This window comes from Cytobacillus gottheilii, assembly GCF_900166665.1.
Taxonomy (GTDB): domain Bacteria; phylum Bacillota; class Bacilli; order Bacillales; family Cytobacillaceae; genus Cytobacillus; species Cytobacillus gottheilii_A.
On sequence record NZ_LT800494.1, the window covers coordinates 1,741,554 to 1,768,137 of the forward strand.

General features: G+C 39.5%; 29 protein-coding genes and 2 pseudogenes. 27 read left to right on the forward strand and 4 right to left on the reverse strand.

Going from position 1 to position 26,584, the window contains the following annotated elements; translation table 11 throughout:
* The 10 genes from B7E07_RS08510 (at position 1) to B7E07_RS08555 (ending at position 8,174) form a co-directional block, all read left to right on the forward strand.
* Entirely contained in the window at positions 1-1,266 is a 1,266-nt protein-coding gene (locus tag B7E07_RS08510) for a tetratricopeptide repeat protein (RefSeq protein WP_080845459.1), read from the forward strand.
* Between the two features lie 44 nt (positions 1,267-1,310).
* Positions 1,311-1,853: a ReoY family proteolytic degradation factor gene (locus tag B7E07_RS08515; RefSeq protein WP_080845460.1), complete on the forward strand. Its 543-nt coding sequence runs from the start codon at positions 1,311-1,313 to the stop codon at positions 1,851-1,853.
* 288 nt (positions 1,854-2,141) lie between these two features.
* Entirely contained in the window at positions 2,142-2,606 is a 465-nt protein-coding gene (locus tag B7E07_RS08520) for a YpiF family protein (RefSeq protein WP_080845461.1), read from the forward strand.
* Positions 2,607-2,754: 148 nt separating this feature from the next.
* The gene (locus B7E07_RS08525) at positions 2,755-3,258 is read left to right on the forward strand and encodes a QcrA and Rieske domain-containing protein (protein ID WP_080845462.1); all 504 of its coding nucleotides are present in this window, start codon (positions 2,755-2,757) and stop codon (positions 3,256-3,258) included.
* Positions 3,259-3,261: 3 nt separating this feature from the next.
* Positions 3,262-3,936: a menaquinol-cytochrome c reductase cytochrome b subunit gene (qcrB, locus tag B7E07_RS08530; RefSeq protein WP_066444203.1), complete on the forward strand. Its 675-nt coding sequence runs from the start codon at positions 3,262-3,264 to the stop codon at positions 3,934-3,936.
* 35 nt (positions 3,937-3,971) lie between these two features.
* Positions 3,972-4,736 carry a menaquinol-cytochrome c reductase cytochrome b/c subunit gene (locus tag B7E07_RS08535; protein ID WP_080845463.1) on the forward strand — a complete coding sequence of 255 codons (765 nt, stop codon included), beginning with the start codon at positions 3,972-3,974 and terminating at the stop codon, positions 4,734-4,736.
* Positions 4,737-4,880: 144 nt separating this feature from the next.
* Positions 4,881-5,480, forward strand: coding sequence for a lipoprotein heptaprenylglyceryl N-acetyltransferase LhaT (locus tag B7E07_RS08540; protein WP_080845464.1), 600 nt, complete (start codon positions 4,881-4,883; stop codon positions 5,478-5,480).
* A gap of 102 nt (positions 5,481-5,582) precedes the next feature.
* A complete protein-coding gene (yunB, locus tag B7E07_RS08545) occupies positions 5,583-6,353 on the forward strand; it encodes a sporulation protein YunB (RefSeq protein ID WP_176215133.1) in 771 nt (256 codons plus the stop codon).
* A gap of 280 nt (positions 6,354-6,633) precedes the next feature.
* Positions 6,634-7,419: a sporulation protein YpjB gene (ypjB, locus tag B7E07_RS08550; protein ID WP_080845466.1), complete on the forward strand. Its 786-nt coding sequence runs from the start codon at positions 6,634-6,636 to the stop codon at positions 7,417-7,419.
* A gap of 74 nt (positions 7,420-7,493) precedes the next feature.
* Positions 7,494-8,174: a zinc metallopeptidase gene (locus tag B7E07_RS08555; RefSeq protein ID WP_080845467.1), complete on the forward strand. Its 681-nt coding sequence runs from the start codon at positions 7,494-7,496 to the stop codon at positions 8,172-8,174.
* Positions 8,175-8,224: 50 nt separating this feature from the next.
* Here the strand turns inward: B7E07_RS08555 and B7E07_RS08560 are convergent, their stop codons facing one another.
* From B7E07_RS08560 to B7E07_RS08570, 4 genes are all read right to left on the reverse strand, one after another.
* A complete protein-coding gene (locus tag B7E07_RS08560; protein ID WP_176215134.1) occupies positions 8,225-8,743 on the reverse strand; it encodes a gluzincin family metallopeptidase in 519 nt (172 codons plus the stop codon).
* Positions 8,683-9,117 carry a hypothetical protein gene (locus B7E07_RS08565; RefSeq protein WP_080845469.1) on the reverse strand — a complete coding sequence of 145 codons (435 nt, stop codon included), beginning with the start codon at positions 9,115-9,117 and terminating at the stop codon, positions 8,683-8,685. The genes B7E07_RS08560 and B7E07_RS08565 overlap by 61 nt, the downstream gene beginning before the upstream one ends.
* Positions 9,118-9,320: 203 nt before the next feature.
* A complete protein-coding gene (locus B7E07_RS25250) occupies positions 9,321-9,404 on the reverse strand; it encodes a hypothetical protein (protein WP_373886069.1) in 84 nt (27 codons plus the stop codon).
* Positions 9,405-9,584: 180 nt separating this feature from the next.
* Positions 9,585-10,457 (reverse strand): YitT family protein, encoded by an 873-nt coding sequence (locus B7E07_RS08570; RefSeq protein ID WP_080845470.1) that lies wholly within the window; start codon positions 10,455-10,457, stop codon positions 9,585-9,587.
* Positions 10,458-10,622: 165 nt separating this feature from the next.
* On the opposite strand from B7E07_RS08570, the gene B7E07_RS08575 reads away from it, so the two are divergent.
* The 17 genes and pseudogenes from B7E07_RS08575 (at position 10,623) to B7E07_RS08650 (ending at position 26,489) form a co-directional block, all read left to right on the forward strand.
* Complete coding sequence (locus B7E07_RS08575) at positions 10,623-10,964, forward strand: nucleotide pyrophosphohydrolase (RefSeq protein WP_080845471.1); 342 nt, start codon at positions 10,623-10,625, stop codon at positions 10,962-10,964.
* A 1-nt stretch (position 10,965) separates the two neighbouring features.
* A complete protein-coding gene (dapB, locus tag B7E07_RS08580; protein ID WP_080845472.1) occupies positions 10,966-11,766 on the forward strand; it encodes a 4-hydroxy-tetrahydrodipicolinate reductase in 801 nt (266 codons plus the stop codon).
* A gap of 14 nt (positions 11,767-11,780) precedes the next feature.
* The gene (locus tag B7E07_RS08585) at positions 11,781-12,191 is read left to right on the forward strand and encodes a methylglyoxal synthase (RefSeq protein WP_080845473.1); all 411 of its coding nucleotides are present in this window, start codon (positions 11,781-11,783) and stop codon (positions 12,189-12,191) included.
* A 1-nt stretch (position 12,192) separates the two neighbouring features.
* Positions 12,193-12,897: a bacillithiol biosynthesis deacetylase BshB1 gene (gene bshB1 / locus B7E07_RS08590; RefSeq protein ID WP_080845474.1), complete on the forward strand. Its 705-nt coding sequence runs from the start codon at positions 12,193-12,195 to the stop codon at positions 12,895-12,897.
* 2 nt (positions 12,898-12,899) lie between these two features.
* Positions 12,900-14,048: an N-acetyl-alpha-D-glucosaminyl L-malate synthase BshA gene (gene bshA, locus B7E07_RS08595; protein ID WP_080845475.1), complete on the forward strand. Its 1,149-nt coding sequence runs from the start codon at positions 12,900-12,902 to the stop codon at positions 14,046-14,048.
* Positions 14,038-15,243, forward strand: coding sequence for a CCA tRNA nucleotidyltransferase (locus B7E07_RS08600; RefSeq protein ID WP_080845476.1), 1,206 nt, complete (start codon positions 14,038-14,040; stop codon positions 15,241-15,243). Before bshA ends, B7E07_RS08600 begins: the two co-directional genes overlap by 11 nt.
* Positions 15,222-16,157 (forward strand): annotated as a pseudogene (locus tag B7E07_RS24415) (biotin--[acetyl-CoA-carboxylase] ligase); the annotation flags it as partial. The gene B7E07_RS08600 and the pseudogene B7E07_RS24415, both read left to right, overlap by 22 nt.
* Before the next feature lie 12 nt (positions 16,158-16,169).
* A pseudogene (locus B7E07_RS24420) lies at positions 16,170-16,742 on the forward strand (glycosyltransferase); the annotation flags it as partial.
* Positions 16,732-17,937 carry a CCA tRNA nucleotidyltransferase gene (locus B7E07_RS08610; protein ID WP_080845476.1) on the forward strand — a complete coding sequence of 402 codons (1,206 nt, stop codon included), beginning with the start codon at positions 16,732-16,734 and terminating at the stop codon, positions 17,935-17,937. The pseudogene B7E07_RS24420 and the gene B7E07_RS08610, both read left to right, overlap by 11 nt.
* Positions 17,916-18,890, forward strand: coding sequence for a biotin--[acetyl-CoA-carboxylase] ligase (locus B7E07_RS08615; protein ID WP_080845478.1), 975 nt, complete (start codon positions 17,916-17,918; stop codon positions 18,888-18,890). The genes B7E07_RS08610 and B7E07_RS08615 overlap by 22 nt, the downstream gene beginning before the upstream one ends.
* 428 nt (positions 18,891-19,318) lie before the next feature.
* Entirely contained in the window at positions 19,319-20,155 is an 837-nt protein-coding gene (gene panB / locus B7E07_RS08620) for a 3-methyl-2-oxobutanoate hydroxymethyltransferase (protein ID WP_080845479.1), read from the forward strand.
* Positions 20,152-20,997, forward strand: coding sequence for a pantoate--beta-alanine ligase (panC, locus tag B7E07_RS08625; protein WP_080845480.1), 846 nt, complete (start codon positions 20,152-20,154; stop codon positions 20,995-20,997). Before panB ends, panC begins: the two co-directional genes overlap by 4 nt.
* A gap of 12 nt (positions 20,998-21,009) precedes the next feature.
* Complete coding sequence (gene panD, locus B7E07_RS08630) at positions 21,010-21,393, forward strand: aspartate 1-decarboxylase (protein ID WP_080845481.1); 384 nt, start codon at positions 21,010-21,012, stop codon at positions 21,391-21,393.
* 174 nt (positions 21,394-21,567) lie between these two features.
* Positions 21,568-24,372, forward strand: a complete 2,805-nt coding sequence (gene dinG, locus B7E07_RS08635; RefSeq protein WP_080845482.1) for an ATP-dependent DNA helicase DinG — start codon at positions 21,568-21,570, stop codon at positions 24,370-24,372.
* Positions 24,373-24,622: 250 nt separating this feature from the next.
* Positions 24,623-24,793 carry a YpmA family protein gene (locus B7E07_RS08640; protein ID WP_080845483.1) on the forward strand — a complete coding sequence of 57 codons (171 nt, stop codon included), beginning with the start codon at positions 24,623-24,625 and terminating at the stop codon, positions 24,791-24,793.
* A 50-nt stretch (positions 24,794-24,843) separates the two neighbouring features.
* Positions 24,844-25,269 carry a cell wall elongation regulator TseB-like domain-containing protein gene (locus B7E07_RS08645; protein ID WP_257391417.1) on the forward strand — a complete coding sequence of 142 codons (426 nt, stop codon included), beginning with the start codon at positions 24,844-24,846 and terminating at the stop codon, positions 25,267-25,269.
* A 20-nt stretch (positions 25,270-25,289) separates the two neighbouring features.
* Complete coding sequence (locus tag B7E07_RS08650; RefSeq protein ID WP_080845485.1) at positions 25,290-26,489, forward strand: pyridoxal phosphate-dependent aminotransferase; 1,200 nt, start codon at positions 25,290-25,292, stop codon at positions 26,487-26,489.
* The last annotated feature ends 95 nt before the right edge of the window (positions 26,490-26,584 follow it).

The following is a 26,584-nucleotide window of genomic DNA, read 5'->3' on the forward strand; positions in this document are numbered from 1 at the left end:
ATGGATAAAGTTAAGCAAATCATTTCTCTATTAGAAAACGGTCAGCATGAAGAAGCAATTATTAATTATAAAGATATTTTAAAAGATGGATCCCATGAAGAAAGATTTGTATTGGCGGAAGAACTCCTGCAATTCGGATTTCTAGAAGAAGCGAAGGCACTGTTTGAACGCTTATTACAAGCCTACCCTGAAGAGGGGGAGCTGCTCGTTTTACTGGCAGAAATAGAGATAGATCTTGGCAATGAAGAGGAAGCGATTCTTGTTCTTGAGAAAATAGATCACAATGATCCAAGTTACCCGCAAGCTCTTTTGCTCCTTGCTGATTTATACCAAATGCAAGGTTTATTCGAGGTAAGTGAACAAAAGTTATTACAGGCCAAGTCCATCTTGCCTGAGGAGAGAGTCATAGATTTTGCGCTGGGTGAATTATTTTCCGAAGAAGGCAAATTCCTTGAGGCAATCACGGCTTACCAGAAGGTCTTGAAGACAGATGAACTGATAGCCGGGGTAAATGTAAACGAAAGACTTGCCGACGTTTTAAGCGTTTCTGGAGCCTTTGAGGATGCACTGCCATACTTTGAAAAAGCGTTAGAGCATAAACTCGAAATTAACACTTTATTCAGCTATGCATTTACAGCCCTGCAAGCAGGTTTTAACCGTACAGCGATTGAAAAATTCAATGAGTTAAAAGAGCTGGATCACGAGTATCATTCTCTTTATTATCATCTTGCAAAAAGCTATGAGCGTGAAGAAGAGCTGGAGAATGCCTATAATAGTATTAAGACAGGCATTACTCAAGATGAGTTTAATAAGGAGTTATTTTTCTATGGAGGCAAGCTTGCGCTGAAAATTGGAAAAGAAGAGGAAGCTGTTGATTTATTCAGGCAGGCTTTAGCTCTTGATCCTGAATATACAGAAGCTGCTCTTACACTTAATAAAGTTTTTTTAAAGCAGGAACAATATGAAGATATGCTAGAGATTGTCACTTTAATGGAGCAGTTTGAAAATGAAGAGCCGCAGATTTTATGGGATGCTGCCGTAGCCTATCAGCATCTTGAACAATTTTCACAGGCATTAAACAAATATAAGCATGCATATACTTATTTTAAACAGCAGCCGGATTTTCTTTCTGATTATGGTTATTTTCTTATTGAAGAAGGAAAAAGGGAGGAAGCTGCAGAAATCTTTAAGCAATTAATAAAGCTCGATCCGGAAAATGGGGAGTATGCGGATGTATTGGAACGTATTACAGACGAATACATGTAAAGGATCGTTCTAAAATCTGGCTGTTAGCAGAGGAGGGAATCACATTGACGGCCCCTGTATCTGTCAACGAAAAAAAAGATTTTATTCGCTGGTTTTTGAATCATTATCAACTGAAAAGACGGGAATGTGTCTGGATTTTAAATTATCTGATGAGTCATGATGGTTTAATGGAGAAGGTTCATTTTGTGGACCAGGCACAATATTGTCCGCGAGGTTTAATCATGTCAGCACATTGTGTAGATGAAGCGCCTTTTCGCTTTTATAAAGGCAATGTGATGACAACTGATGCAGAAAAATCGTTTCATGATATCCGGCTAAACAGAGAAGAAGAGATTTATATTCAATTGAACTTCCATGCATCCAACCAAGCGCATCAATATGCAGCTGTACTTGAAGAAAATCCATTCATGCCAAAAAAACTGCAAATAAGCGATAAGGATCGGATTATTGCAGAAAGATTTCTTACTGAGAGCATTGAGAAATTTCAAAAAGAAAAACTGCTGTCCCTTATTGATGATGCTTTAGATCGGAATGACAAGGAAGCATTTGCATCCTTAACAACACAATTAAAAAAATTGAAGAAGTGATATAAAAGAGTCTGCACATGTGTGCAGACTTATTTTTTATTTTCAGAAGATCTAAAAGAGCAGCACAGAAGAAGATTCGTGACAGCTTGCTCATTAAGATGGTGTTAGAAATGCATTGTTATATTCTTCACCATTTTAGACTGTCAGTTTGCAAGGTTTCTTACAGTGAAGAGAGTACATAGCCCAATAAAGGCGGCCGTACCCTTCTTTTGTCTGAATAGGATGATTGTTGACGTTTCCAGGACATGTTATGATAGGCTAAAATAGTATCTTATTGGGGGGATTTGGATGAAGTGGAACTCAGAAGACATTACAATGTTTATAAAGGAAAGGCAGTATATTGATACGGTTGTCATGCCTTTGTATCCTGTATCCTTCGGAGATGATATTAAACAGTCTGTAGGCATGACAGAATTTATATCACTTTTGTCTATTCAATTAGAAAGACAGTTTAAAGGAAGGTTATTAATGCTTCCTGGTTTTTCCTATTTAAAGAATGCAAATGAAGATAAACTTGTCAGTGATATAAAACACTGGGAAACAGAATTATTATCACAAGGCTTTTCGCATGTTTTTTATGTAACAAGTGACAGTAACTGGAAAATACACGAAGAAAACTTGGAAGGGAACTTGATTTGGCTTCCTTCATTGCCGTTAGAACAGATGGATGAGAAATATAAAAATCAAATTTTGGAAGATCAAGTGAAACAGCTCTTGAATTTATTTGTTCGGAAATGGCAAAATAATGAATGAAAGCAATATAAGTCACATTGTTTCCATCTTTGTGCACAGGATTATATTGACCTTCTATAAAGATTGATATATCATTGGTATGTCCTAGTTTTATATTGTGTTGAATTATGTCCGTTGGACTCAACTTCATAATAGAGGGGGGAAAAGTATGAGCAAAAATCGTGTTTCAAGACGTCAATTCCTAAACTATACTCTAACTGGTGTAGGCGGTTTCATGGCAGCGGGTATGTTAATGCCTATGGTTCGCTTTGCTGTGGATCCTGTTTTGCAGCATAAGGGTGAAAGCGATTTTATTCCAACAAAACAAAAGATTTCTGAAATCACTGAAGTACCAACAAGAGTAGATTACACATTTGAACAAGTGGATGCATGGTATACTTCTGAAGTTACTGGATCTGCTTGGGTTTACAGGGACGAAAATGGAGAAGTTGTGGCCTTATCTCCTGTTTGTAAACATCTAGGCTGTGTAGTTGACTGGAATTCGGACGAGTCGAATCCGGATCACTTCTATTGTCCTTGTCATGGTGGTCTTTATACGAAGGATGGTACAAACGTGAAGGGTACTCCGCCGATTGCTCCACTTGATGTATTTCCGATTCAAGATGTAGACGGCTATTTGCATTTAGGTAAAGCTGAACCGAAGGGGGCGTAATCATTGTTAAACAAGATTTACGATTGGGTAGATGAACGTTTAGATATTACGCCAATCTGGCGGGATATCGCTGACCACGAAGTACCTGAGCATGTTAACCCAGCGCATCATTTTTCTGCGTTTGTCTATTGCTTTGGCGGTCTGACGTTTTTCGTAACTGTTATTCAAATATTATCCGGTATGTTTTTATCCATGTATTATGTCCCAGATATTCAAAATGCATGGGAATCCGTTTATTATTTGCAGAACCACGTAGCATTTGGACAAATTGTTCGTGGAATGCATCACTGGGGCGCTAGCTTAGTTATTGTCATGATGTTCTTACATACGCTTCGTGTATTTTTCCAAGGCGCTTATAAAAAACCTCGTGAATTGAACTGGGTCGTTGGTGTACTTATTTTCTTCGTTATGCTGGCACTTGGTTTAACAGGATATTTATTACCATGGGATATGAAAGCGTTATTTGCTACAAAGGTAACAATTCAAATTGTTGAATCAACACCGCTGATCGGGGAATACCTGAAAATTCTAATCGCAGGAGATGCAGATATTGTTGGAGCGCAAACAATTACTAGATTCTTTGCAATCCATGTGTTCTTCTTGCCTGCTGCATTATTTGCTTTAATGGCGGCCCACTTTATCATGATTCGAAAGCAGGGTATTTCTGGACCGTTGTAAAATTAAAATAATGAACGAAGGAGGGGAATTACCCAATGCATCGCGGAAAAGGTATGAAATTCGTAGGAGATTCACGTGTTCCTGCTGAGCGTAAGCCGAATATTCCAAAAGATTATTCGGAGTATCCTGGGAAAACAGAAGCATTCTGGCCAAACTTCCTTTTAAAAGAGTGGATGGTTGGAGCAGTATTCCTTATTGGGTTCTTATGCTTAACAATCGCACACCAGCCTCCATTAGAGAAAATAGCTGATCCGAGTGATACAGCCTATATTCCATTGCCAGACTGGTATTTCTTATTCTTATATCAATTACTGAAATATACGTATGCATCTGGTCCATACAATGCGATTGGAGCATTCATTATTCCAGGTTTGGCGTTCGGAGCGCTATTGCTGGCTCCATTCATTGATAGGGGACCTGAGCGTCGTCCGTCAAAACGTCCTTTAGCGACTGGATTTATGTTATTAGCTTTAGCGGGTATTACATTCTTAACATGGGAATCTGTGGCTCACCATGATTGGGAAGCTGCAGCACAGCAAGGGAAGATCGTAGCTGAAGCAGAGATTGATACAACTGCAGAAGGTTATGCCCTTTTAGAAGCTAACACATGCTTGTCATGTCATGGCACTGAGCTGCAAGGTGCAGCCGGTCCTGCATTAATCGACGTTGAATTAACTCCTGAAGAAATTAAGGATGTTATTCAAAACGGTCGTGGTGCAATGCCAGGCGGTCTATTTGCAGGCACTGAAGAAGAGCTTGATAAGCTCGTCGAATTCATTGATAGCGTTGAAAGTGAATAATGTAATACAAGAACCGGCAAGTCTAGCAGACTGCCGGTTCTTTATATGGTCCGGAGATTGCCGCCTGTTTTAGCCCTTTATGTTGCTGTTGTATATGGAATACTTTATGATAAAAGAGAAATATAGGTAGAGATGAGGTAAGTTATGAAGTGGATATACCCGTTTTTCGCTAACCGTACCATTCTGTTCATGCTTTTATTAATTAATATAGCAGGAACCGTCTACGGTTATATATGGTATAAAGGGCAGCTTGTCGAAACACCGCTGCATTTTCTGCCGTTTGTTCCGGATAGTCCTACTGCCAGTTTGTTTTTTGTTTTTGTTCTTATTGCTTTTTTGCTGGGGAAAAATTGGCCGCTGTTTGAGGCTCTTGCCATTGTGACCTTAGTGAAATATGGTGTATGGGCGGTGGTCATGAATTTGCTTGTCTTCCAAGTCACTGGTGATATTCATCCTGCAGCTCTTATGCTGATTTTTTCACATGGTGCTATGGCAGTTCAAGGGGTCTTATACGCTCCTTTTTATCGTTTGAAAACGTGGCACTTAGTTGCTGCTGGAGTTTGGACACTACATAATGACGTAATTGATTATGTCTTTTTTATGCTGCCAAGATATCCGACCTTGGATTTATACATACCGGAAATCGGATACTTTACATTTTGGCTCAGTATCTTCTGTATAGCACTAACCTATTACTTATGTTTGCGGAAAAAATCCTTTCAATTAAATATTATCAGTAATTAAGGATGGCTTTAGGAGACGAGTGAATGAAATTGTGGACATAAGAGACGATACTTGTTTTATTTTCTTTGTACAATCATATATTGTACAAAGGGAGGGTTTCATGTGTTCAGAAGAAAGAGGAAGGGACTGTTTAAAGGACCTTTACCAGCTAAGCATGTATTCTTCATTTCGTTTATCCTTTTTATCCTTCTTACTTTTTTTGGCCTGATTATGATTGATGAACAAATTGAACCAGTATTGATGGAAATTGCTGAAACAAGAGCGAAGCAATTCTCTGCACAAGCAATTAATGATGCGATTACAAAGGAATTATCTGAAACGATTGATGTAAACGAATTAATCGTTCGTCATGGCGATGCCGAAAATGCACCATATAGTTTTAATCAGCAGGTTGTCAATAAAGTGATGTCTGATACAAACAGAATGGTGCAGGAATATTTAGATTTAGTTGAACAAGGAGAACTAGAACAGTTTGAAGCCTTTCGGAATGATTCTTATATAGATTATGAGGCTTCGCACAAAGAGAAGGGGATTATTTATCGAATTCCACTGGGAATGGCGACGAAGCAAACCTTATTCTCGAATCTTGGGCCGAAAGTTCCTATTAAATTTGAGCTCTTAGGCCACTCAATGTCAAATGTCGAGACGAAAATTCTTGAAACAGGCATAAACAATACATACTTGGAAGTTTATGTGAAGGTTCAAGTCCAAATGAAGGTTATTATTCCGCTTGTTGAACGAGATATTGTAATGGAAAACTCCGTAAAGGTTGGAGATCTATTTTATCCAGGAAAGGTTCCCCAATATTTTAATGGCGGCAGCAGTGGCCAAGGGGATGTTAACCCTGTCATCATTCCGCAGGGCGGGAGTTAATGCTGCTGTAAATAGGAAAAAATATAGCCAAAGAATGTTGTTTATAACGTTCTTTGGTTTTTTCTAATACTTCGTTTAAATAACTGATTGCGAGACGCCCTTAAGGGATGAGTGAATAAATGAACCTCGCAGAATGCTCAGCACAATGCAAAATGCAAGGATCATGGAGTGGTTGTCATTTGCTTTTCTCATGATGGATTGTTCCCCAATCATTTTTCATGTTCTACCCTTGTCCATTTTCTCATACATTTTTTAATAGGAATTCGAGGAGGGACAAGGTATGAAGAAACGACTATTTATTTTATTCAGCATATTATTTTTAATTCTTATGCCGTTTTCGGTGTATGCAGAAAGCAGTTCACCTGTTGATAAATTAAATGAGATATCAGACGAAGCACTTCAAATGATGAAGCTGAAGCGATATGATGATGCCAAAAGGCTGCTGGACTATTTTTCTGAGCAATATGTATATGCAACTGGGAATGAGCGTCCGTTTACATCAGCAGAGCTAAGGGCAGTTACGGCAACACATCATGAAGCCATGCAGGCGGCTGTCAGCACAGAGATGAACTATACAGATAGAGTGAACAGTTTAACAAAATTCCGGCTTGTTATGGATACAGTTACATCAGCATCGCAGCCCATGTGGACAGAAATGGAATCACCGATTTTAACTGTCTTTAAAGATGTAAAAGAAGCAGCTGAAAATGGAGATACTGAGAAATTTCATATAAGCTATAATTCGTTTTTAAATTTATATCATGTTGTGTATCCAAGTATAAAATTGGATATTTCTCCAGAACGAGTGCAAAATGTTGATACACAAATTCAATATATTGACCAATATCGCGCAAATGTTATATCATCAGGTCAACCGAATGAGCAGCTGGAAGTATTAGAAGCCGACTTGCAATCCATTTTTGAGGATATGACAGAAGATGAAGCCGATCCATCCCTATGGTGGGTCATCATTTCGACGGGCAGTATCATTATTCTTACATTATCCTATGTTGGCTGGAGAAAATATAACGGTGACAAGAAAAAAACAAAAAAGCAAGAGAGTTAATGTCGTTTCCATGTTTCCATAAGAGTCCATAAGGGGAAAATAGACAACAAGAAGAAATAACAGGAGGGGTTTTTATGGGAGGATACTTGATATACTTTGCCATAATTATCATTATTCCGATCTGGGCACAGTTTAAGGTAAAAGGAGCTTACAATAAGTATTCAAAAGTAGCATCCTCATCCCATATGACAGGTGCAGAGGTCGCAAGAAGAATTTTGGATGCGAACGGATTATACGATGTTACCGTCACAGAGGTGCGCGGGCATCTTACAGATCACTATGATCCACGATCGAAAGCGGTTAGACTATCTTCAGGCAATTTCCATGGCCATTCAGTAGCTGCGGCAGCCATTGCGGCTCATGAAGTGGGTCATGCTATTCAGGACGCAGAGAGTTATTCGTTTTTAAGATTGCGCCATACGCTTGTTCCGGTAGCAAATATAGGTTCGAACTTTTCATGGATCTTAATTATGATTGGATTCTTTGCAGGAGCCAGCGGTTTTGTGCTGCTGGGGATTCTCTTTATGGCCGGGGCTGTATTATTTCAAGTTGTTACCCTGCCAGTCGAGTTTAACGCCTCCAATCGTGCCATGGATCAAGTCGTTTCACTAGGTGTCATCCGCAATGATGAAGAACGTGAAACAAAGAAAGTGTTAAATGCCGCAGCGCTTACATATGTGGCTGCAGCTGCAGTGGCAGTGCTGGAACTATTGCGCTTGATTCTCATTTATACGGGCATGCAGCGTTCAGAATAAGAACTCAAAATACCAGGTCAGTGGTGACCTGGTATTTTTTATTACCATTCTCAGTCTGCTGGTATGAAAATGGAATTATCAATCTGCTCAATCGCATCGTTATAGTATTGTAATTGGCTGTTTATTTTTTCCTGTGAAGGTGCTTTGTAGTTTTTATTAATATATACTAACCATTCTTCTTCAAGGTTTTTCAAATCCTTATTATAAATTTGTTCTAACTTTTGTTCCAAATCAGGTTGATTATAAATTTCTGCAAATTTATCTAAACCATATTCATCAATTAAATATGTAACAAATGAACCTGCTTGAATATAGGACATCCAAACAGTTGCCTCATTACCGGGTGTTTTACTTGAAGAAAATACTAATTTTTGAGTCATCTCTCTGTCAACAAGATTTCCCATTGGTAAAATTTTATCAAGTTCAATAAAGTACTTCATAAAATTGTGAACTGGTATATCTAAGTTAGGAAAAGAGGGTTGTCCAAATTGATTTTGTGTATATACCGCTAACCCTTCTTGAGTAAGTGCACCATATTCGTAGGAGGATTTGTCGCCAACGCCAAACAAAATGTGTGTAGTTCATGAGTTAATGCATGTAAATTTCTATCAAAATCGTATAATATAATATCCGTCTTTGTTGAACTGGATCGCCCCATTCCATTATATAGATATATATTTATTGTATCTGGATGTTCATAGTTTATATCCATTAAATTATTTAATTTTTCATAACTAGAAAATAGTTCATCCTGCAGCTGTTTTAATTTTTGTGATGTAAAATTACCTTGGTTGTATATTCTAAATGTAACTGATTCATCAGGAGTACTATACATTTCTAGTGAATTTTCATTTGTTATCTTTTCTATTCTATTTACTTCGCTATTATTGCTACATGCGGAACAAATTAATAGGAATAAAATAAGATAGAAAAATTTTTTCATTTGGACCCCCCTAAATAGTTGACAATTATTGTATATCTAATTATTCCTAATAATATAATGACTTACTGTTTTTTACTACTATATTTTATTTGAAAGGAGGTGATCATTGATGGGATTGTTAGATATGAATATTAATGAGAGTCACTGGATTTGAAACACGGTAAAATCCTACTACTTCGTATTTTGTTTCAAACATTTTTCGCCTAAAACCGTTCCAGATGCGTTTTTCCTGTTGATGAAGTTCCGATAATTAATGGATTTTGCTTTCTCTCAATAAAGCTTAGCACCAATAAACTCTTTTTTTAAGTTGTGGAGGCATATGAATTTGTTCCTTCCACATGTTTCCTTCTAGATTTTTTCATATAAAAATATAGCCTTCTTAATGAAGTCTACAAAAGTTGAAATTTCCATATGTTTTGTCTGATTTAAAAAGCCCCTTCCAAGAAGAAGGGGAAATAGGCAGGTATTTATCTCTCAATCGGCTTCTTGTTTTCATCCAAGGTAAATCCTTCGCCAAGCACATCATGCACAACGGTAACTGATACAAAGGCATGCGGATCAATTGAATTAATTACGCTTTTCAGTTTGACGATCTCATTTCGTGCAACAACACAGTATAATACTTCTTTTTCCTTCTTTGTGTAAGGTCCATAGCCTCGTAATACGGTCGCTCCACGATCCATTTCTTTCATAATTTTCTCTGCTATTTGATCGGTGTTTTCAGAAATGATCATGGCTCCTCTTGCTGCATAGGCGCCTTCTTGCATAAAGTCTATCACTCTTGCACCAATAAAGACGGCGACAAGGGTATACATGGCTTCTTGATATGTTAAATAGAATATTAATGATAATGCAATAACAACGGCATCAAACATAAACATGGCTTTTCCCATACTTATGCCGGCATATTTATTGGCAAGTCTTGCAATTATATCAACTCCGCCTGTTGTCCCTCCATAGCGAAAAATGATTCCAAGGCCAACCCCGATAAAAACACCTGCAAAAAGGGCAGCTAAGGTAAGGTCATCTTTAAGCGGCATATTAATCTGATAGCGCTGAAATATCCATAGAAAAATGGAAACACTAAAAGTTCCAATTATGGTATAGAGAAATACACTTCGTCCAAGAAGCTTCCAGCCGATAAAAAAGAGCGGAATATTCAAGATTAAATTTGTATAAGATGGATCCCACTCCCATAAGAAATAGAGAAGAAGAGTAATACCTGTAAAGCCGCCTTCTGCTAAATTATTTTGCATATTAAAATGAACAATTCCAAAGGAAAAGATCGCTGAACCTAACAATATAAAGAATATGTTTTTAAGTTTCAAACCAAATACCATAAAATCCCTCCACTTCCTTAATTAGCTCACATTATTATATAGGATAGAAATTGGAAGAGCAACATTGTGAGGTTCAGCAGAAAAACGTCAAAAATGTTTGTAAAACTTGGAGTATTTAGCTAACATGAAAGGGTGCAGTCACATATCAGTTTGGTGGTGAAAACAATGAATACACATAAAACAATGAAAGAGCTCCAAAAAGAAGTAGATACGTACATAAGTCAATTTAAAGAAGGCTATTTCAGTCCGCTTGCCATGACGGCACGGTTAACAGAAGAGCTGGGAGAGCTGGCAAGAGAAATTAATCATCATTATGGAGAAAAGCCAAAAAAGAATAGTGAAGATGAAAAAGCGATAGAAGAAGAAATGGGAGATGTGCTTTTTGTTCTCATTTGCATGGCAAACTCCTTACATATTGATTTACAAGATGCTCATGACAGAGTTATGCATAAATTTAATACGCGAGATAAAGACCGCTGGACAAGAATTGAAGAAGGAGAACAATAAAATGACGAATTTGAAGATTGCAATTGCAGGCCCGCGCGGTCGCATGGGCAGAGAAGCTGTTCTGCTTGTTAAAGAAACAGTAGGCTATGAACTTACGGCTGTTTTGGATCATAAAAACGGCGGCGGTTTATTAAGTGATTTCGAAGGATTTTCCGGATTGGAAGTTCCTGTATTTTCAGATGTGCAGCTGCTGATGCAAGAAATGCGTCCAGATGTGTTAATCGATTTAACTACCCCTGAAGTGGGGATGCTGCATACAAAAACCGCGCTAGAAAATGGTGTAAGACCTGTAGTGGGAACGACGGGGTTCACTAAAGAACAGCTGCAGGAGCTGGAAGAATTATGTCATGATAAAGGAATTGGCTGCATCATTGCCCCTAATTTTGCTTTAGGTGCCGTCCTGATGATGAAGTTTTCACAAATGGCAGGCAAATATTTTCAAGATGTTGAAATTATTGAACTGCATCATGACCAAAAACTTGATGCTCCATCTGGAACTGCTGTGAAAACGGCTGAAATGATTGCAGAGGTGAGAAACGCAAAACAGCAAGGACATCCTGAGGAAAAAGAGACGATTGCAGGTGCAAGAGGTGCGAACTTTGATGGCATGCATATTCACTCTGTCCGGCTTCCGGGATTAATTGCTCATCAGCAGGTTATGTTTGGTGCAGACGGACAGACATTAACGCTCCGTCATGATTCCTATAATCGCGCTTCTTTCATGTCTGGTGTAAAGCTTGCAGTTGATACAGTTGTGAAAATAGATACGCTAGTATATGGCTTAGAAAATATAATTGATTAAGGTGGAGGATTTAGATGAATATTGCTTTGATCGCACATGATAAAAAGAAAAATGATATGATGCGTTTTGCAACTGCCTATAAGGGGAGTTTATCAGGTCATACTTTATTTGCAACAGGCACAACAGGACAGCGAATCATGGATGAAACAGGTCTGAATGTTCATCGCTTTCAATCTGGTCCGCTTGGCGGCGATCAGGAAATTGGCGCTATGATTGCCAATAACAAAATGGACATGGTGTTATTTTTCCGTGATCCTTTAACAGCTCAGCCTCATGAGCCAGATGTAACGGCACTGCTGCGTCTTTGTGATGTTTATGCTGTGCCGCTCGCAACAAATATGGGAACTGCTGAAATGCTGATTAAAGGATTGGATAGAGGAGATCTTGCTTGGCGTTCAATTGCCAATGGAGATAAGGGTGAGTAAGATGAAAGACCATCCTATTGATATATTAGCTTTTGGCGCCCATGCCGATGATGTAGAAATCGGCATGGGTGCAGCTATAGCAAAATATGCGCATCAAGGCAAAAAAATTATCATATGTGATTTAACAAAGGCAGAGCTGTCTTCAAACGGAACTGTGGAGATGAGGCAAAAAGAAGCGAAGAAAGCGGCCGAGATTCTTGGTGTATCAGCTAGAGAAACACTGGCACTTCCAGACAGAGGCTTATTTTTAACATCGGATTATATCAATGTAATTGTAGAATTGATCCGAAAGTATAAGCCGAAAACGGTATTCGCTCCTTTTTGGGAAGATCGTCATCCGGATCATGGCAATTGCGCACGGTTAGTGGATGAAGCTGTCTTCTCAGCAGGCATTCGAAAATACGAGGGTGCCGGTGAAGCTCATAAAGTAAAAGACGTTTACTATTATTTGATTAACAGCACAGCAAAACCTGACTTTATTATTGATGTTTCTGATTATATGGATAAAAAAGTGGCCAGCTTAAACGCTTATAGAAGTCAATTTATTAAAGATGAACATACTGTTGATACCCCGCTTGTAAATGGGTATATAGAGATGATTCAAGCGCGCGAAAAGCTGAACGGCACACAGGCTGGTGTGTTATATGCGGAAGGCTTTATAACAAAAAAGCCGCTTGTCATCAATTCTGATTTATTTGGAGATTAGGCATGAAAAAATTAAAAATAGGCATTACATGTTATCCGACAGTAGGCGGTTCAGGGGTCGTCGCCACTGAACTCGGAAAAATGCTGGCAGAACGAGGTCATGAAATTCATTTTATCTCCTCAAGTCTGCCTTTTCGTTTAAAAAAAATGTATCATAACATCTTTTATCATCAAGTAGAAGTAAATCAATATTCTGTTTTCCAATACGCTCCGTATGACATTGCATTAGCCAGCAAGATGGCGGAGGTGATTAAACGGGAACAGCTTGATTTATTGCATGTTCACTATGCAATCCCCCATGCTGTTTGCGCCATTTTAGCAAAGCAAATGAGCGGTCGTGATGTCAAAATAGTTACAACCCTCCATGGAACAGATATAACAGTGCTTGGATACGACCCATCCCTGACTGATGCAATAAAGTTTGGAATTGAAAAATCGGATGCTGTAACCGCCGTTTCAAACGCGCTTATTGCACAAACCTATGATTTAATTAAACCAGATAAACCAATAGAAGCGGTTTACAACTTTATTGATAAACGAGTTTATAAAAAAATTGAATCCACCCATCTCCGCAAGGAATTTGGCATAGCAGAAAATGAAAAAGTCATCATTCATGTTTCAAATTTTCGTGGAGTGAAACGAGTTCCTGATGTTGTGGGGGCATTTAGCAAAATTGCGGAGAAAATTCCCGCAAAGCTATTGCTCGTTGGTGATGGACCAGAAATGACAACGATTTGTAAATTAGTCAAGAAACTTGAACTCTCAGATAAGGTTATATTCTTAGGGAAGCAGGATAATGTTGAAGAATTATATTCTATTAGCGACCTGATGCTGCTTTTATCAGAAAAAGAGAGCTTTGGACTAGTAGCACTGGAAGCGATGGCTTGCGGAGTTCCCTGTATAGTAACCAATATCGGCGGCTTGCCAGAGGTTATCGCGGATGAGAAAACAGGCTATATTTGTGAATTGGGCGATATTGATTCTGTTGCAAGAAGAGCGATTGAGCTTTTAAGCAATGGAGAAAAACAGGTTGAATTTGCTCGAAATGCCATTGCTCATGTGGAGCAGAACTTTAGTGCAGAAATGATCGTAGAACAATATGAACATATATATACAACAATTCTAACTGGGGATGAGAAGCATGAATCCTGAGTTTCAAAAGGCAAAATCTCTCTTAGTAAAAATAGAGGAAGCAGGCTTTGAAGCATACTTTGTTGGCGGGTCGGTCAGAGATGATATTCTTGGCAAAACGATTGCTGATGTTGATATTGCCACATCAGCACTGCCAGAAGAGATTAAAGGGATTTTCTCTAAAACCATTGATATTGGACTTGAGCACGGAACAGTGGCTGTCTTGCATGAGGGAATTCCCTATGAAATAACAACCTTTCGTGCAGAGGCTGAATACAAAGATTTTAGAAGACCTTCGGAGGTTTTTTTTATCCGCAGTCTTAATGAAGATCTGGGCCGCCGTGATTTTACCATGAATGCGATCGCAATGGATGCAAAAGGGGCATTGATTGATCCTTTTCATGGAGTTGACGATATTCATAGAAACGTTATACAAACAGTAGGTAATGCAGAAGAGCGCTTTAAAGAAGATGCTTTGCGTATGATGCGGGCAGTTCGCTTTCATAGCCAGCTTTCTTTTGAAATCAGCGAGGATACGATGGATGCACTAATCAGAAATGTGCATTTATTAGAGCATATTGCAGTAGAGAGAAAACTCGCTGAATTTGAAAAACTGCTTTCTGGGGCAAATATCAATGGAGGCATTAGAGTGTTGGCTGAAAGTGGCTTATTTCACTATTTGCCTGGTTTGCAGCCATATATGCAGCAGCTTATTCAATTTGCAGTGATTGAGAAGGCAGCATTACATATTGAAGAAAGATGGGCCTTACTTTTGCATCTTCTTAAACAGGATGCTCGAGAAGCACAATTGTTTTTAAAAAGCTGGCGGCTGCCAGGCAAAAGAATTAAAACCATTCTATCGATCCTAAGCTGGCTGGATGTACGGCTTCAATCAGCATGGCAGCCGTTAAATCTCTATCATTGCGGCTATCAAACAGCAATTAGCGTCGAGAAACTCTTTAATATTTTAACCGGAAGTCCGGCACAGACACATCTAGAAGAAGTTATTGATCAATATCAAGCTTTGCCGATGAAAAGTAAAAACGAACTTCTGGTTTCTGGAAACGATTTGATGCAGTGGTTAAACAAGCAGGCAGGAGCATGGCTTAAGACAGACTTGCAAAGCATTGAAGAAGCCATTATTCAAAAAAAACTGCCTAATGACAAGGATTCAATAAAGGAGTGGCTTATGAAATGCAATCAGAGCTCCGAATGAAAATGCTGGATGCTTTTACCCAAAGCGGCGATGAGTTTGTATCCGGCCAGCATTTGGCCGATGTGCTAAATTGTTCAAGAACAGCCGTGTGGAAGCATATTGAAGAATTAAGAAAAGAAGGTTTTATTCTTGAGGCTGTGAAGCGAAAAGGATACCGCATCATTAAAGCGCCAAAACACTTTGGAGCAGATGAGATCAGATTTGGCCTTCGAACAGCCATACTTGGAAAAAATATTCACTATGAGGAAAGCGTCGACTCTACCCAAAGAATCGCATCTCGCCATGTGTTGGAAGGGGCACCAGAAGGCACAATTGTGATTGCGGAAGAGCAGGTAGCAGGAAGAGGCAGAATGGACCGCAGCTGGCATTCTCCTAAATATACTGGTATTTGGATGAGTCTGATCTTGCGGCCGAATATCCCGCCACAAAAAGCGCCGCAGCTTACTTTGCTCACTGCAGTGGCAATTGTACAGGCTATGGAGGAGGCTGGCCTTCATCCGTCCATCAAGTGGCCAAATGATATCCTTTTAAATGGAAAAAAGGTTACGGGTATTTTAACAGAGCTCCAGGCTGATGCAGACCGAATCCAGGCTGTCATTATCGGTATTGGCATCAATGTAAATCAGAAGCTTGAAGATTATCCGGAAGAATTGCAGTCCATTGCTACATCAATGAGCATTGAAGCAGGCAGGGAGCTGGACAGGGCCCACATTCTTCAGCATGTTTTATATCACCTTGAAAAACTGTATTTACTCTACTTAGATAAAGGATTTGCTCCTATTAAGCTCTTATGGGAAAGCTACGCGATCACAATCGGCAAAACAGTAACCGCCCGTTCGATTTCTGAGACTATCCATGGGAAAGCGCTCGGCATAACCGAAGAAGGCGTCCTTTTAATTGAAGACGAAACCGGAGAANGCAAGGAATTTGGCATAGCAGAAAATGAAAAAGTCATCATTCATGTTTCAAATTTTCGTGGAGTGAAACGAGTTCCTGATGTTGTGGGGGCATTTAGCAAAATTGCGGAGAAAATTCCCGCAAAGCTATTGCTCGTTGGTGATGGACCAGAAATGACAACGATTTGTAAATTAGTCAAGAAACTTGAACTCTCAGATAAGGTTATATTCTTAGGGAAGCAGGATAATGTTGAAGAATTATATTCTATTAGCGACCTGATGCTGCTTTTATCAGAAAAAGAGAGCTTTGGACTAGTAGCACTGGAAGCGATGGCTTGCGGAGTTCCCTGTATAGTAACCAATATCGGCGGCTTGCCAGAGGTTATCGCGGATGAGAAAACAGGCTATATTTGTGAATTGGGCGATATTGATTCTGTTGCAAGAAGAGCGATTGAGCTTTTAAGCAATGGAGAAAAACAGGTTGAATTTGCTCGAAATGCCATTGCTCATGTGGAGCAGAACTTTAGTGCAGAAATGATCGTAGAACAATATGAACATATATATACAACAATTCTAACTGGGGATGAGAAGCATGAATCCTGAGTTTCAAAAGGCAAAATCTCTCTTAGTAAAAATAGAGGAAGCAGGCTTTGAAGCATACTTTGTTGGCGGGTCGGTCAGAGATGATATTCTTGGCAAAACGATTGCTGATGTTGATATTGCCACATCAGCACTGCCAGAAGAGATTAAAGGGATTTTCTCTAAAACCATTGATATTGGACTTGAGCACGGAACAGTGGCTGTCTTGCATGAGGGAATTCCCTATGAAATAACAACCTTTCGTGCAGAGGCTGAATACAAAGATTTTAGAAGACCTTCGGAGGTTTTTTTTATCCGCAGTCTTAATGAAGATCTGGGCCGCCGTGATTTTACCATGAATGCGATCGCAATGGATGCAAAAGGGGCATTGATTGATCCTTTTCATGGAGTTGACGATATTCATAGAAACGTTATACAAACAGTAGGTAATGCAGAAGAGCGCTTTAAAGAAGATGCTTTGCGTATGATGCGGGCAGTTCGCTTTCATAGCCAGCTTTCTTTTGAAATCAGCGAGGATACGATGGATGCACTAATCAGAAATGTGCATTTATTAGAGCATATTGCAGTAGAGAGAAAACTCGCTGAATTTGAAAAACTGCTTTCTGGGGCAAATATCAATGGAGGCATTAGAGTGTTGGCTGAAAGTGGCTTATTTCACTATTTGCCTGGTTTGCAGCCATATATGCAGCAGCTTATTCAATTTGCAGTGATTGAGAAGGCAGCATTACATATTGAAGAAAGATGGGCCTTACTTTTGCATCTTCTTAAACAGGATGCTCGAGAAGCACAATTGTTTTTAAAAAGCTGGCGGCTGCCAGGCAAAAGAATTAAAACCATTCTATCGATCCTAAGCTGGCTGGATGTACGGCTTCAATCAGCATGGCAGCCGTTAAATCTCTATCATTGCGGCTATCAAACAGCAATTAGCGTCGAGAAACTCTTTAATATTTTAACCGGAAGTCCGGCACAGACACATCTAGAAGAAGTTATTGATCAATATCAAGCTTTGCCGATGAAAAGTAAAAACGAACTTCTGGTTTCTGGAAACGATTTGATGCAGTGGTTAAACAAGCAGGCAGGAGCATGGCTTAAGACAGACTTGCAAAGCATTGAAGAAGCCATTATTCAAAAAAAACTGCCTAATGACAAGGATTCAATAAAGGAGTGGCTTATGAAATGCAATCAGAGCTCCGAATGAAAATGCTGGATGCTTTTACCCAAAGCGGCGATGAGTTTGTATCCGGCCAGCATTTGGCCGATGTGCTAAATTGTTCAAGAACAGCCGTGTGGAAGCATATTGAAGAATTAAGAAAAGAAGGTTTTATTCTTGAGGCTGTGAAGCGAAAAGGATACCGCATCATTAAAGCGCCAAAACACTTTGGAGCAGATGAGATCAGATTTGGCCTTCGAACAGCCATACTTGGAAAAAATATTCACTATGAGGAAAGCGTCGACTCTACCCAAAGAATCGCATCTCGCCATGTGTTGGAAGGGGCACCAGAAGGCACAATTGTGATTGCGGAAGAGCAGGTAGCAGGAAGAGGCAGAATGGACCGCAGCTGGCATTCTCCTAAATATACTGGTATTTGGATGAGTCTGATCTTGCGGCCGAATATCCCGCCACAAAAAGCGCCGCAGCTTACTTTGCTCACTGCAGTGGCAATTGTACAGGCTATGGAGGAGGCTGGCCTTCATCCGTCCATCAAGTGGCCAAATGATATCCTTTTAAATGGAAAAAAGGTTACGGGTATTTTAACAGAGCTCCAGGCTGATGCAGACCGAATCCAGGCTGTCATTATCGGTATTGGCATCAATGTAAATCAGAAGCTTGAAGATTATCCGGAAGAATTGCAGTCCATTGCTACATCAATGAGCATTGAAGCAGGCAGGGAGCTGGACAGGGCCCACATTCTTCAGCATGTTTTATATCACCTTGAAAAACTGTATTTACTCTACTTAGATAAAGGATTTGCTCCTATTAAGCTCTTATGGGAAAGCTACGCGATCACAATCGGCAAAACAGTAACCGCCCGTTCGATTTCTGAGACTATCCATGGGAAAGCGCTCGGCATAACCGAAGAAGGCGTCCTTTTAATTGAAGACGAAACCGGAGAACAGCATCACATCTATTCCGCGGATATTGAACTATAAAATGCCAGGAGGGATCATTTCCTGGCATTTTCAGTTCTCATCATAAAATCTGCACAGCAGAAATATCAGCGGTTGTACTGCTGTGCAATCAGGGAATAAAAATTCTAGCCAAAACTTTTACATATTGCTATACTTTTGATGGGCAGTATCCATGCTGAACTGCACCGTAAGTTTGTTAGATAATAGGCTTGTTTCTTAAGATGTTTCTGCCTTCATACGGGAAAGCTAGTATTAATAATGGAACAAGACCTTATACAAAAAATAGTTCTGCCTAGATCCATATGGACCGGGACAGAGGGATGAGACACATTAATGAGTTTGTCATGAAAGATCCTTCTGCTGAATGCTGAAGGATTTTGTTCATTTTGTTCACTTTATCTCATTACGGTCAATCAATCGCCTCTTCCCCTAAACGAGGAGGATACAGAATGAAAAACAGTACAAATTTTTTAAAAATGAAAAAGTCAGAAGAAAAGATTGTGATGCTGACGGCATATGACTATCCTTCCGCAAAGCAAGCTGAACAAGCTGAGGTAGATATGATTCTTGTTGGTGATTCTCTGGGAATGGTGGTCTTAGGCTATGATTCAACAGTGCCTGTCACAATGGAAGATATGATTCATCACGGGAAAGCGGTCAAAAGAGGTGCACCAAATACGTTTATTGTAATTGATATGCCTTTCATGAGCTATCATTTATCTGAAAGAGACACCCTGCTAAATGGAGCAAGGCTTATCCAGGAAACAGGAGCGCACGCTGTTAAAGTCGAGGGTGGCGATGATGTCATTACCCATATAAAAGCGTTAACAAATGCTGGTGTTCCCGTCATGGCTCACCTTGGCTTAACTCCACAATCAGTAGGTGTTTTAGGCGGTTATAAAGTTCAAGGCAAAAATGCTCAAGCAGCACGAAAGCTGATTGATGATGCTAAAAAATGTGAAGCTGCAGGAGCTTTTGCAGTTGTGCTTGAATGTGTTCCGAAGCAGTTAACAGATGAGATTGTTAAGCAGATAGATATTCCAGCGATCGGAATCGGAGCTGGTGCCGGAGCAGATGGACAAGTGCTTGTTTATCACGATATTCTAACCTATGGAGTCGATCGTGTTCCGAAATTCGTTAAACAGTATGCAAATAGCGGTGAAATGATGGAAAACGCTATTCGTACGTATAAAACAGAAGTGAAAAACAAACTTTTCCCGAAAGACGAACATTCCTTTACGATGAAAGATGAAGAGCTATCAAGCTTATATGGAGGAAAAGCATGAGAGTCATTACAGCTGTAAAAGAGATGCAAAATTCAATGCTCGAACAGAAGCGATCAGGAAAGACCATCGGTTTCGTTCCAACAATGGGCTATTTGCATGAAGGTCATCTAACGCTAATAAAACAAGCACGCAGGGAAAATGATGTAGTGGCGGTCAGTATATTCGTTAATCCGCTTCAATTTGGAGCAAATGAAGATTTGAGCACCTATCCTCGTGATTTTGAACGAGACAGACAGCTTGCAGAAGAATGTGGAGCGGATTACTTATTTTATCCGAACGCATCTGAAATGTATCCAAAACCTTTATCAATTAACGTAACGGTTGAGGACAGAACAGATGTATTATGCGGCCGGTCACGTCCAGGTCATTTTGATGGAGTTGCTGCTGTTCTATTAAAATTATTCAATATAGTTGTTCCGGATTTTGCCTATTTCGGCATGAAGGATGCACAGCAGGTTGCAGTAATCGATATGCTAGTAACGGACTACAATATTCCAGTGACCCTCAAAACGGTTGAAACGGTCAGAGAAAGTGATGGTCTGGCAAAAAGCTCCCGTAATGTATATTTACAGCCAAACGAGAGAGTAGAAGCTATCATCCTAAGCAAATCCCTGAATGAAGCAAGAGAGGGAATCATTAACGGTGAAAGAGACCCTGAAAAGGTGATATCATTCATGAGGGAACGTATTCAGCAAAATAGCAGCGGAAAGATTGACTACATCGAAATATACAGTTATCCAGAATTGAAACCATTAAACGAATTGCAAGGTACATTCATTATCGCATTAGCCGTGAAATTTACAGGGGCTCGCTTAATTGATAATACAATCTTAACCATCTAAGGGGGAATCATCATGTTTCGCACAATGATGAACGGAAAAATCCATCGCGCGACCGTAACAGAGGCAAACTTAAATTATGTGGGAAGCATTACAATCGACAGTGATATTCTGGATGTGGTTGGTATGCTTCCTAATGAAAAAGTGCAAATTGTAAATAATAATAATGGAGCAAGATTTGAGACATATATTATTCCTGGTGAAAGAGGAAGCGGTGTAATCTGTGTAAACGGAGCAGCAGCAAGACTCGTTCATGAAGGGGATATCGTAATTATCATTTCTTATGCTTTTGTGGCCGAAGAAAAACTGGCAGATCATCAGCCTAAAGTGGCGATTATGGGAGAAAATAATGTGATTAAGCAATTGCTGCATGCAGAGCCCGCCAGCACCATCATGTAGTGGCTTCGCGTCCCGACTGATAGGACTGCTGTTCTGCAGCGCTACTATGGAAACAAAAAGGCTGAAGGGAGATACTCCGCTTCAGCCTTTGTTACACCCATGATTAGCTTAACCTTTTTCTTTTTCTTGTTTTTATGTTACCGTTCTAATGACTGAACGACCGAGGTGTAATAGATGAGTAATAAATTTGTTGTCGTTGATTTAGAAACGACAGGTAATGCTCCGAAAAAAGGCGATAAAATAATTCAATTTGCAGCTGTAGTCATTGAAAACGGGAAAATAACCAAGGAGTATTCTTCACTTGTTAATCCAAAGCAGCCTATACCACCGTTTATTGAGGAGCTGACAGGCTTAACAGACGACATGGTAAAAACCGCCCCATATTTCTCAGAAATAGCTGAAGAAATAAATGTTCTACTAGAAGATGCCTACTTTGTCGCACACAATGTTCTTTTTGACTTATCTTTTTTACAAGAAGAACTTATAAACGCTGGATTGATAGGCTTTTATGGCCCTGTCATTGATACGGTTGAATTGGCAAGAATCCTTCTTCCGTCTGCAGATAGCTATAAGCTTTCTGAGTTATCACAAAGCATTGGAATCATTCATGACCGGCCTCACCAGGCGGATAGTGATTCATTAGCGACTGCTGAGCTGTTATTGCTGCTGCTAAATAAGGTGAAAAAGCTGCCCAAAGAGACAATTCGTCAGCTTTACAAGCTATCTGGCGGCCTAAAGAGTGATTTAGATACATTGCTGGAAGAACTTCTTTTGCAAAAAGAAACAAAGCTGGAAGACACTGCTCCATTCCTTGAAATTCATAGGGGGATAGCGATTTATAAACAGGGTCAGGCTGAAGAGATAAAAAAGGATGAAAGCGTGATAGAAGATACCTTTCAGCAAATGGATAAAGCAACCTTGCTGAAAAAAGGTTTTCCCGCTTTTGAACAACGAGATGGACAGTTTTCAATGATGGATACAGTTTATAAAGCTTTTCGGTTATCCAAGCATGCTCTTATTGAAGCTGGCACAGGAGTCGGCAAATCGATCGCTTATTTACTGCCAGCCGTTTTATACGGAAGAGAAACACATAAGCCTATCATGATCAGTACATATACAACACAGCTTCAAGATCAGCTGCTTACAAATGATATTCCAATTATAAACAAAATTTTGCCTTTTCATGTAAATGCAGCCTTGTTAAAAGGTAGAGGCCATTATATTTCAATGGCTAAATTTGAGTACACGCTAAAGGAAAAAGATGATAATTATGATACTACGTTAACGAAGATGCAAATTTTGGTCTGGCTGACTGAAACGAAAACAGGGGACATAGATGAATTAAATTTATCGAGCGGCGGAAATCTTTTCTGGAATCGAGTGAAAAATGATCATAATGTTTTTATTGAAACAAAAGAGTGGAAAACACGGGATTTTTACAGCATTGCCAAAAATAGAGCGAATGCAGCCAGTGTGATCATTACAAACCATTCTTTGCTGATGTCGGACTTACTGGCCGAAAAACCAATGCTCCCGAATTATCATCATGTTGTCGTTGATGAAGCACATCATTTTGTAAAAGCGGCAGGACAGCATTTAGGAAAACAATTTGATTATATGACGATTCGCATCCTCCTCAGCCAGCTTGGATTGTTAGATCAGAACAAGCTTTTGCATAAGCTGGTACACTTGTTAAATAAGCACTCTAATCATAGCAAACACGATATTCATGGTATGGAATTCGGCCGTTTAATGTCTGTTCTAACCGAGGATATGGATGAACTATTTAAAATGATTGCGATTTATGCGAAAAGGCACAGCACTGTAAAAAGTTATACAAACAGAATAAAAGTGCGCTTTGAAAACAGTGTTAATAACAAAGAAAATCAATATGTAAAAGCCGCTGCAGAACGGTTCCTGTTTTCCTTGAAGGATATTATACAAATTGTTAACCACAAGCTAGATCTAGCTACAAATTTAAAGGAACACTTAAATGCTGGGGAAAAGATATTGCTTGAGGAAACGGCGATGACTATGCTAAAACTGGAAGATATCGTCTCCATGACACGCAATTTATTTCTGCAAGACTATCAGGATTTTGTGGCATGGATTGAACTGGATCAACGGGCTGCACAGAATGCTACATCGGTTATAGCAGAGCCAATTGAGGCATCAGCTCTTTTTAAAGAAAAGTTTTTTTCAGTAAAAGAGAGTATCGTACTCACTTCGGCAACACTAGTGGTCAACCGTTCTTTTCAATATTTTCTTGATCAGATTGGGTTATCAAAAGAGGAATGTCTGCTAGAGCAAATTGCTTCGCCTTTTCACTATAAAGATCAAATGAAGCTCGTAGTCCCGACTGATCTCCCAGATATAAAAGCTGTAGCTTTGGAAGATTATGTCGCATCGATAACAGAGCATATTATTACCATTGCGGAGGCAACAAAAGGCAGAATGCTGCTGCTGTTTACTTCCTATGAAATGCTGAGGAAAACATATGAACTCATTAAAGAATCTGGCTTGCTTGAGGGGTATGCCTTGTTTGCGCAAGGGATTTCTGGAGGAAGCAGAACTAGGCTAACCAGAAATTTTCAGCGTTTCGAGAAGGCTATTCTGTTTGGAACTAGCAGTTTTTGGGAAGGTGTGGACATCCCGGGAGATGATTTATCATGCTTAATTATTGTCCGCTTGCCTTTTACTCCGCCAGATGAGCCAATTCATGCAGCTAAATCTGATTATATCCGTAAGCAGGGCGGAAATCCTTTTTACGAATATTCTCTGCCAGAAGCTGTTCTTCGCTTTAAGCAGGGCTTTGGTCGTTTAATTCGAACTGAGAAAGACCGAGGCTTCATTCTCGTGTTTGATCGGAGAATTGTAACAACTAAATATGGAAAAGCTTTTCTTGATTCTGTTCCTGATATAGATGTGCAGGAAAAAAACATTAATGAAACAGTCGAATTGATTGAAAGATGGCTATAAAGCAGAGGGCAATTTTTCCTCTACAGGTTGCGGATCCGTCTGCTTACTAAAAAAATACTGCGCCATGAAGGCGCAGCTTGCCATTTCGTGTTTGAACTAGAAGAAAAATTTTGGTTTAGGTTATTTCAGCGTCGAAGTATTGCTGTTATACTGATATAAGAAGTTTTACAACTGATTGTAATACTATTTTATCCGAAATGAATGACGATATAAGTAACAAATTTTGTAGCCACTAGGGAGGAATTCCAGTATGGAAAATAAAATTGAAGTGCTGTCAACAGTCAAAATTCAGCAAAGCCCAGATTTGTATAAAATTGTTGATGCTTTAAACAGAACCTTAAAACGTGAAAACTTAATGTTTGGACTGGCTTTAGATAAGCAGGATGACGAGAAAGCTGTTTTCACCATCTACCGTACATAATGAAAAAATTGATTGTAATCTGTTCTGTAGTGTTCGTTATTATAATCGCTTTGAGTATTAATATTTATTTAAATTCTGTTGAGCCTGTGAAGGCAGCCGAAGATGATGCGGTAAAAAGGGCTAAAGCTGAAACAAAACTTGTGTCAGTAAATGACTTTGAAATATATCATGGAAATGAAACCATTTATGTTATAGATGGCCTTGATGAGGCAGGAGACGAGGTTTTCGTCTGGGTTCCGGAAAATGACGGAGAAATCCAGCTGCTAAAGCAGTCAGAAGGAATAACGGAGCAAGAAGCTCAGAATATTCTTACTTCAGAAAAGGGACAAGTGGACATTATTTCAAGAAAGCTTGGGATGGAAAAGAATATCCCTTTATGGGAAATAGCTTATAAAACTGAGGGAGATTTGCTGAATTATTATCTCATTGATTTTGAAACAGGCAATAAAAAGTTAAAAGTTATTGAAAACTTGTGATTTTTTAGGAGGCACTCATAATGGATTTTACATTGGCAAATAGAGTTCAAGCACTTACACCATCGACCACATTGGCGATCACAGCCAAGGCAAAGGAACTAAAGGCACAAGGTTATGATGTTATTGGCCTTGGCGCTGGGGAGCCGGATTTTAATACACCGCAGCATATCATTGAAGCAGCAGCTGCGTCCATGAATGAGGGACATACGAAATATACCCCAGCAGCTGGGCTGCCTTTATTAAAAAAGGAAATAGCAATAAAGTTGAAAAACGATCAAGGGATTCAATTCAATCCCTCTGAAATAATCGTGACGAACGGAGCGAAGCACGCGTTATATACCTTGTTCCAGGTTCTCTTAAACGAAGGGGACGAGGTCATCATCCCTATTCCATATTGGGTGAGTTATCCAGAGCAAGTGAAACTGGCCGGCGGTGTTCCTGTTTATACCGAGGGCTTAGAGGAAAATGAATTTAAAATGACTCCAGCACAGCTTGAAGCTTCCATTACTGAGAAGACAAAAGCTGTTATTATTAACTCGCCGTCTAATCCAACTGGGATTTTATATACGGAGGAAGAATTGAAAGAGCTTGGTGAAGTCTGTCTAAAACATAACATCCTAATTGTTTCAGATGAAATTTATGAAAAGCTTGTATACGGTAATCATAAGCATATTTCGATTGCACAAATTTCTCCAGAGCTAAAAGAACAGACGATCATTATTAATGGTGTTTCAAAATCCCATTCGATGACAGGCTGGAGAATTGGTTATGCTGCCGGCAATCAGGCGATCATTAAAGCAATGACAAACCTTGCGAGCCACAGCACATCAAATCCTACAACACCAGCTCAGTATGGAACAATCGCTGCTTATGCAGGTCCGCAGGATAAGCTTGCAGAAATGAATGCAGCTTTTGAACAGCGTTTAAACATTATTTATGAGCAGCTTATCTCAATTCCTGGTTTTACATGCATTAAGCCGCAGGGAGCATTTTACCTTTTTCCAAATGTTTCAGAGGCTGCAGTATTATCAGGCTATCAGAATGTAGATGAATTTGTAACAGCCCTTTTAGAAGAAGCCATGGTTGCAGTCATTCCTGGTTCTGGGTTTGGATCACCAAATAATATCCGGATCTCCTATGCGAGTTCATTAGACTCCCTAGAGCAGGCGGTTTCGAGAATAAAAAACTTTGTTCAAAGCAAAATAGAACAAACTAACTGAAACCTGCTTTCTTGTCAGGTGGGAAAATTTTATCGATCAAACACTGATCAAGCCCGCCATAAGCTAGAAATGGTTTATGGCGGGGATCTTGTAAA

Bases quoted from the DNA above. Each gene is read 5' to 3' on its own strand.
- B7E07_RS08510 (WP_080845459.1), top strand. From the start codon at position 1: ATGGATAAAGTTAAGCAAATCATTTCTCTATTAGAAAACGGTCAGCAT.
- B7E07_RS08520 (WP_080845461.1), top strand. From the start codon at position 2,142: ATGAAGTGGAACTCAGAAGACATTACAATGTTTATAAAGGAAAGGCAG.
- B7E07_RS08525 (WP_080845462.1), top strand. From the start codon at position 2,755: ATGAGCAAAAATCGTGTTTCAAGACGTCAATTCCTAAACTATACTCTA.
- B7E07_RS08535 (WP_080845463.1), top strand. From the start codon at position 3,972: ATGCATCGCGGAAAAGGTATGAAATTCGTAGGAGATTCACGTGTTCCT.
- B7E07_RS08540 (WP_080845464.1), top strand. From the start codon at position 4,881: ATGAAGTGGATATACCCGTTTTTCGCTAACCGTACCATTCTGTTCATG.
- ypjB (WP_080845466.1), top strand. From the start codon at position 6,634: ATGAAGAAACGACTATTTATTTTATTCAGCATATTATTTTTAATTCTT.
- B7E07_RS08555 (WP_080845467.1), top strand. From the start codon at position 7,494: ATGGGAGGATACTTGATATACTTTGCCATAATTATCATTATTCCGATC.
- B7E07_RS08565 (WP_080845469.1), bottom strand. From the start codon at position 9,117: ATGAAAAAATTTTTCTATCTTATTTTATTCCTATTAATTTGTTCCGCA.
- B7E07_RS08570 (WP_080845470.1), bottom strand. From the start codon at position 10,457: ATGGTATTTGGTTTGAAACTTAAAAACATATTCTTTATATTGTTAGGT.
- B7E07_RS08575 (WP_080845471.1), top strand. From the start codon at position 10,623: ATGAATACACATAAAACAATGAAAGAGCTCCAAAAAGAAGTAGATACG.
- dapB (WP_080845472.1), top strand. From the start codon at position 10,966: ATGACGAATTTGAAGATTGCAATTGCAGGCCCGCGCGGTCGCATGGGC.
- B7E07_RS08585 (WP_080845473.1), top strand. From the start codon at position 11,781: ATGAATATTGCTTTGATCGCACATGATAAAAAGAAAAATGATATGATG.
- bshB1 (WP_080845474.1), top strand. From the start codon at position 12,193: ATGAAAGACCATCCTATTGATATATTAGCTTTTGGCGCCCATGCCGAT.
- bshA (WP_080845475.1), top strand. From the start codon at position 12,900: ATGAAAAAATTAAAAATAGGCATTACATGTTATCCGACAGTAGGCGGT.
- B7E07_RS08600 (WP_080845476.1), top strand. From the start codon at position 14,038: ATGAATCCTGAGTTTCAAAAGGCAAAATCTCTCTTAGTAAAAATAGAG.
- B7E07_RS08610 (WP_080845476.1), top strand. From the start codon at position 16,732: ATGAATCCTGAGTTTCAAAAGGCAAAATCTCTCTTAGTAAAAATAGAG.
- B7E07_RS08615 (WP_080845478.1), top strand. From the start codon at position 17,916: ATGCAATCAGAGCTCCGAATGAAAATGCTGGATGCTTTTACCCAAAGC.
- panB (WP_080845479.1), top strand. From the start codon at position 19,319: ATGAAAAACAGTACAAATTTTTTAAAAATGAAAAAGTCAGAAGAAAAG.
- panC (WP_080845480.1), top strand. From the start codon at position 20,152: ATGAGAGTCATTACAGCTGTAAAAGAGATGCAAAATTCAATGCTCGAA.
- panD (WP_080845481.1), top strand. From the start codon at position 21,010: ATGTTTCGCACAATGATGAACGGAAAAATCCATCGCGCGACCGTAACA.
- dinG (WP_080845482.1), top strand. From the start codon at position 21,568: ATGAGTAATAAATTTGTTGTCGTTGATTTAGAAACGACAGGTAATGCT.
- B7E07_RS08640 (WP_080845483.1), top strand. From the start codon at position 24,623: ATGGAAAATAAAATTGAAGTGCTGTCAACAGTCAAAATTCAGCAAAGC.
- B7E07_RS08650 (WP_080845485.1), top strand. From the start codon at position 25,290: ATGGATTTTACATTGGCAAATAGAGTTCAAGCACTTACACCATCGACC.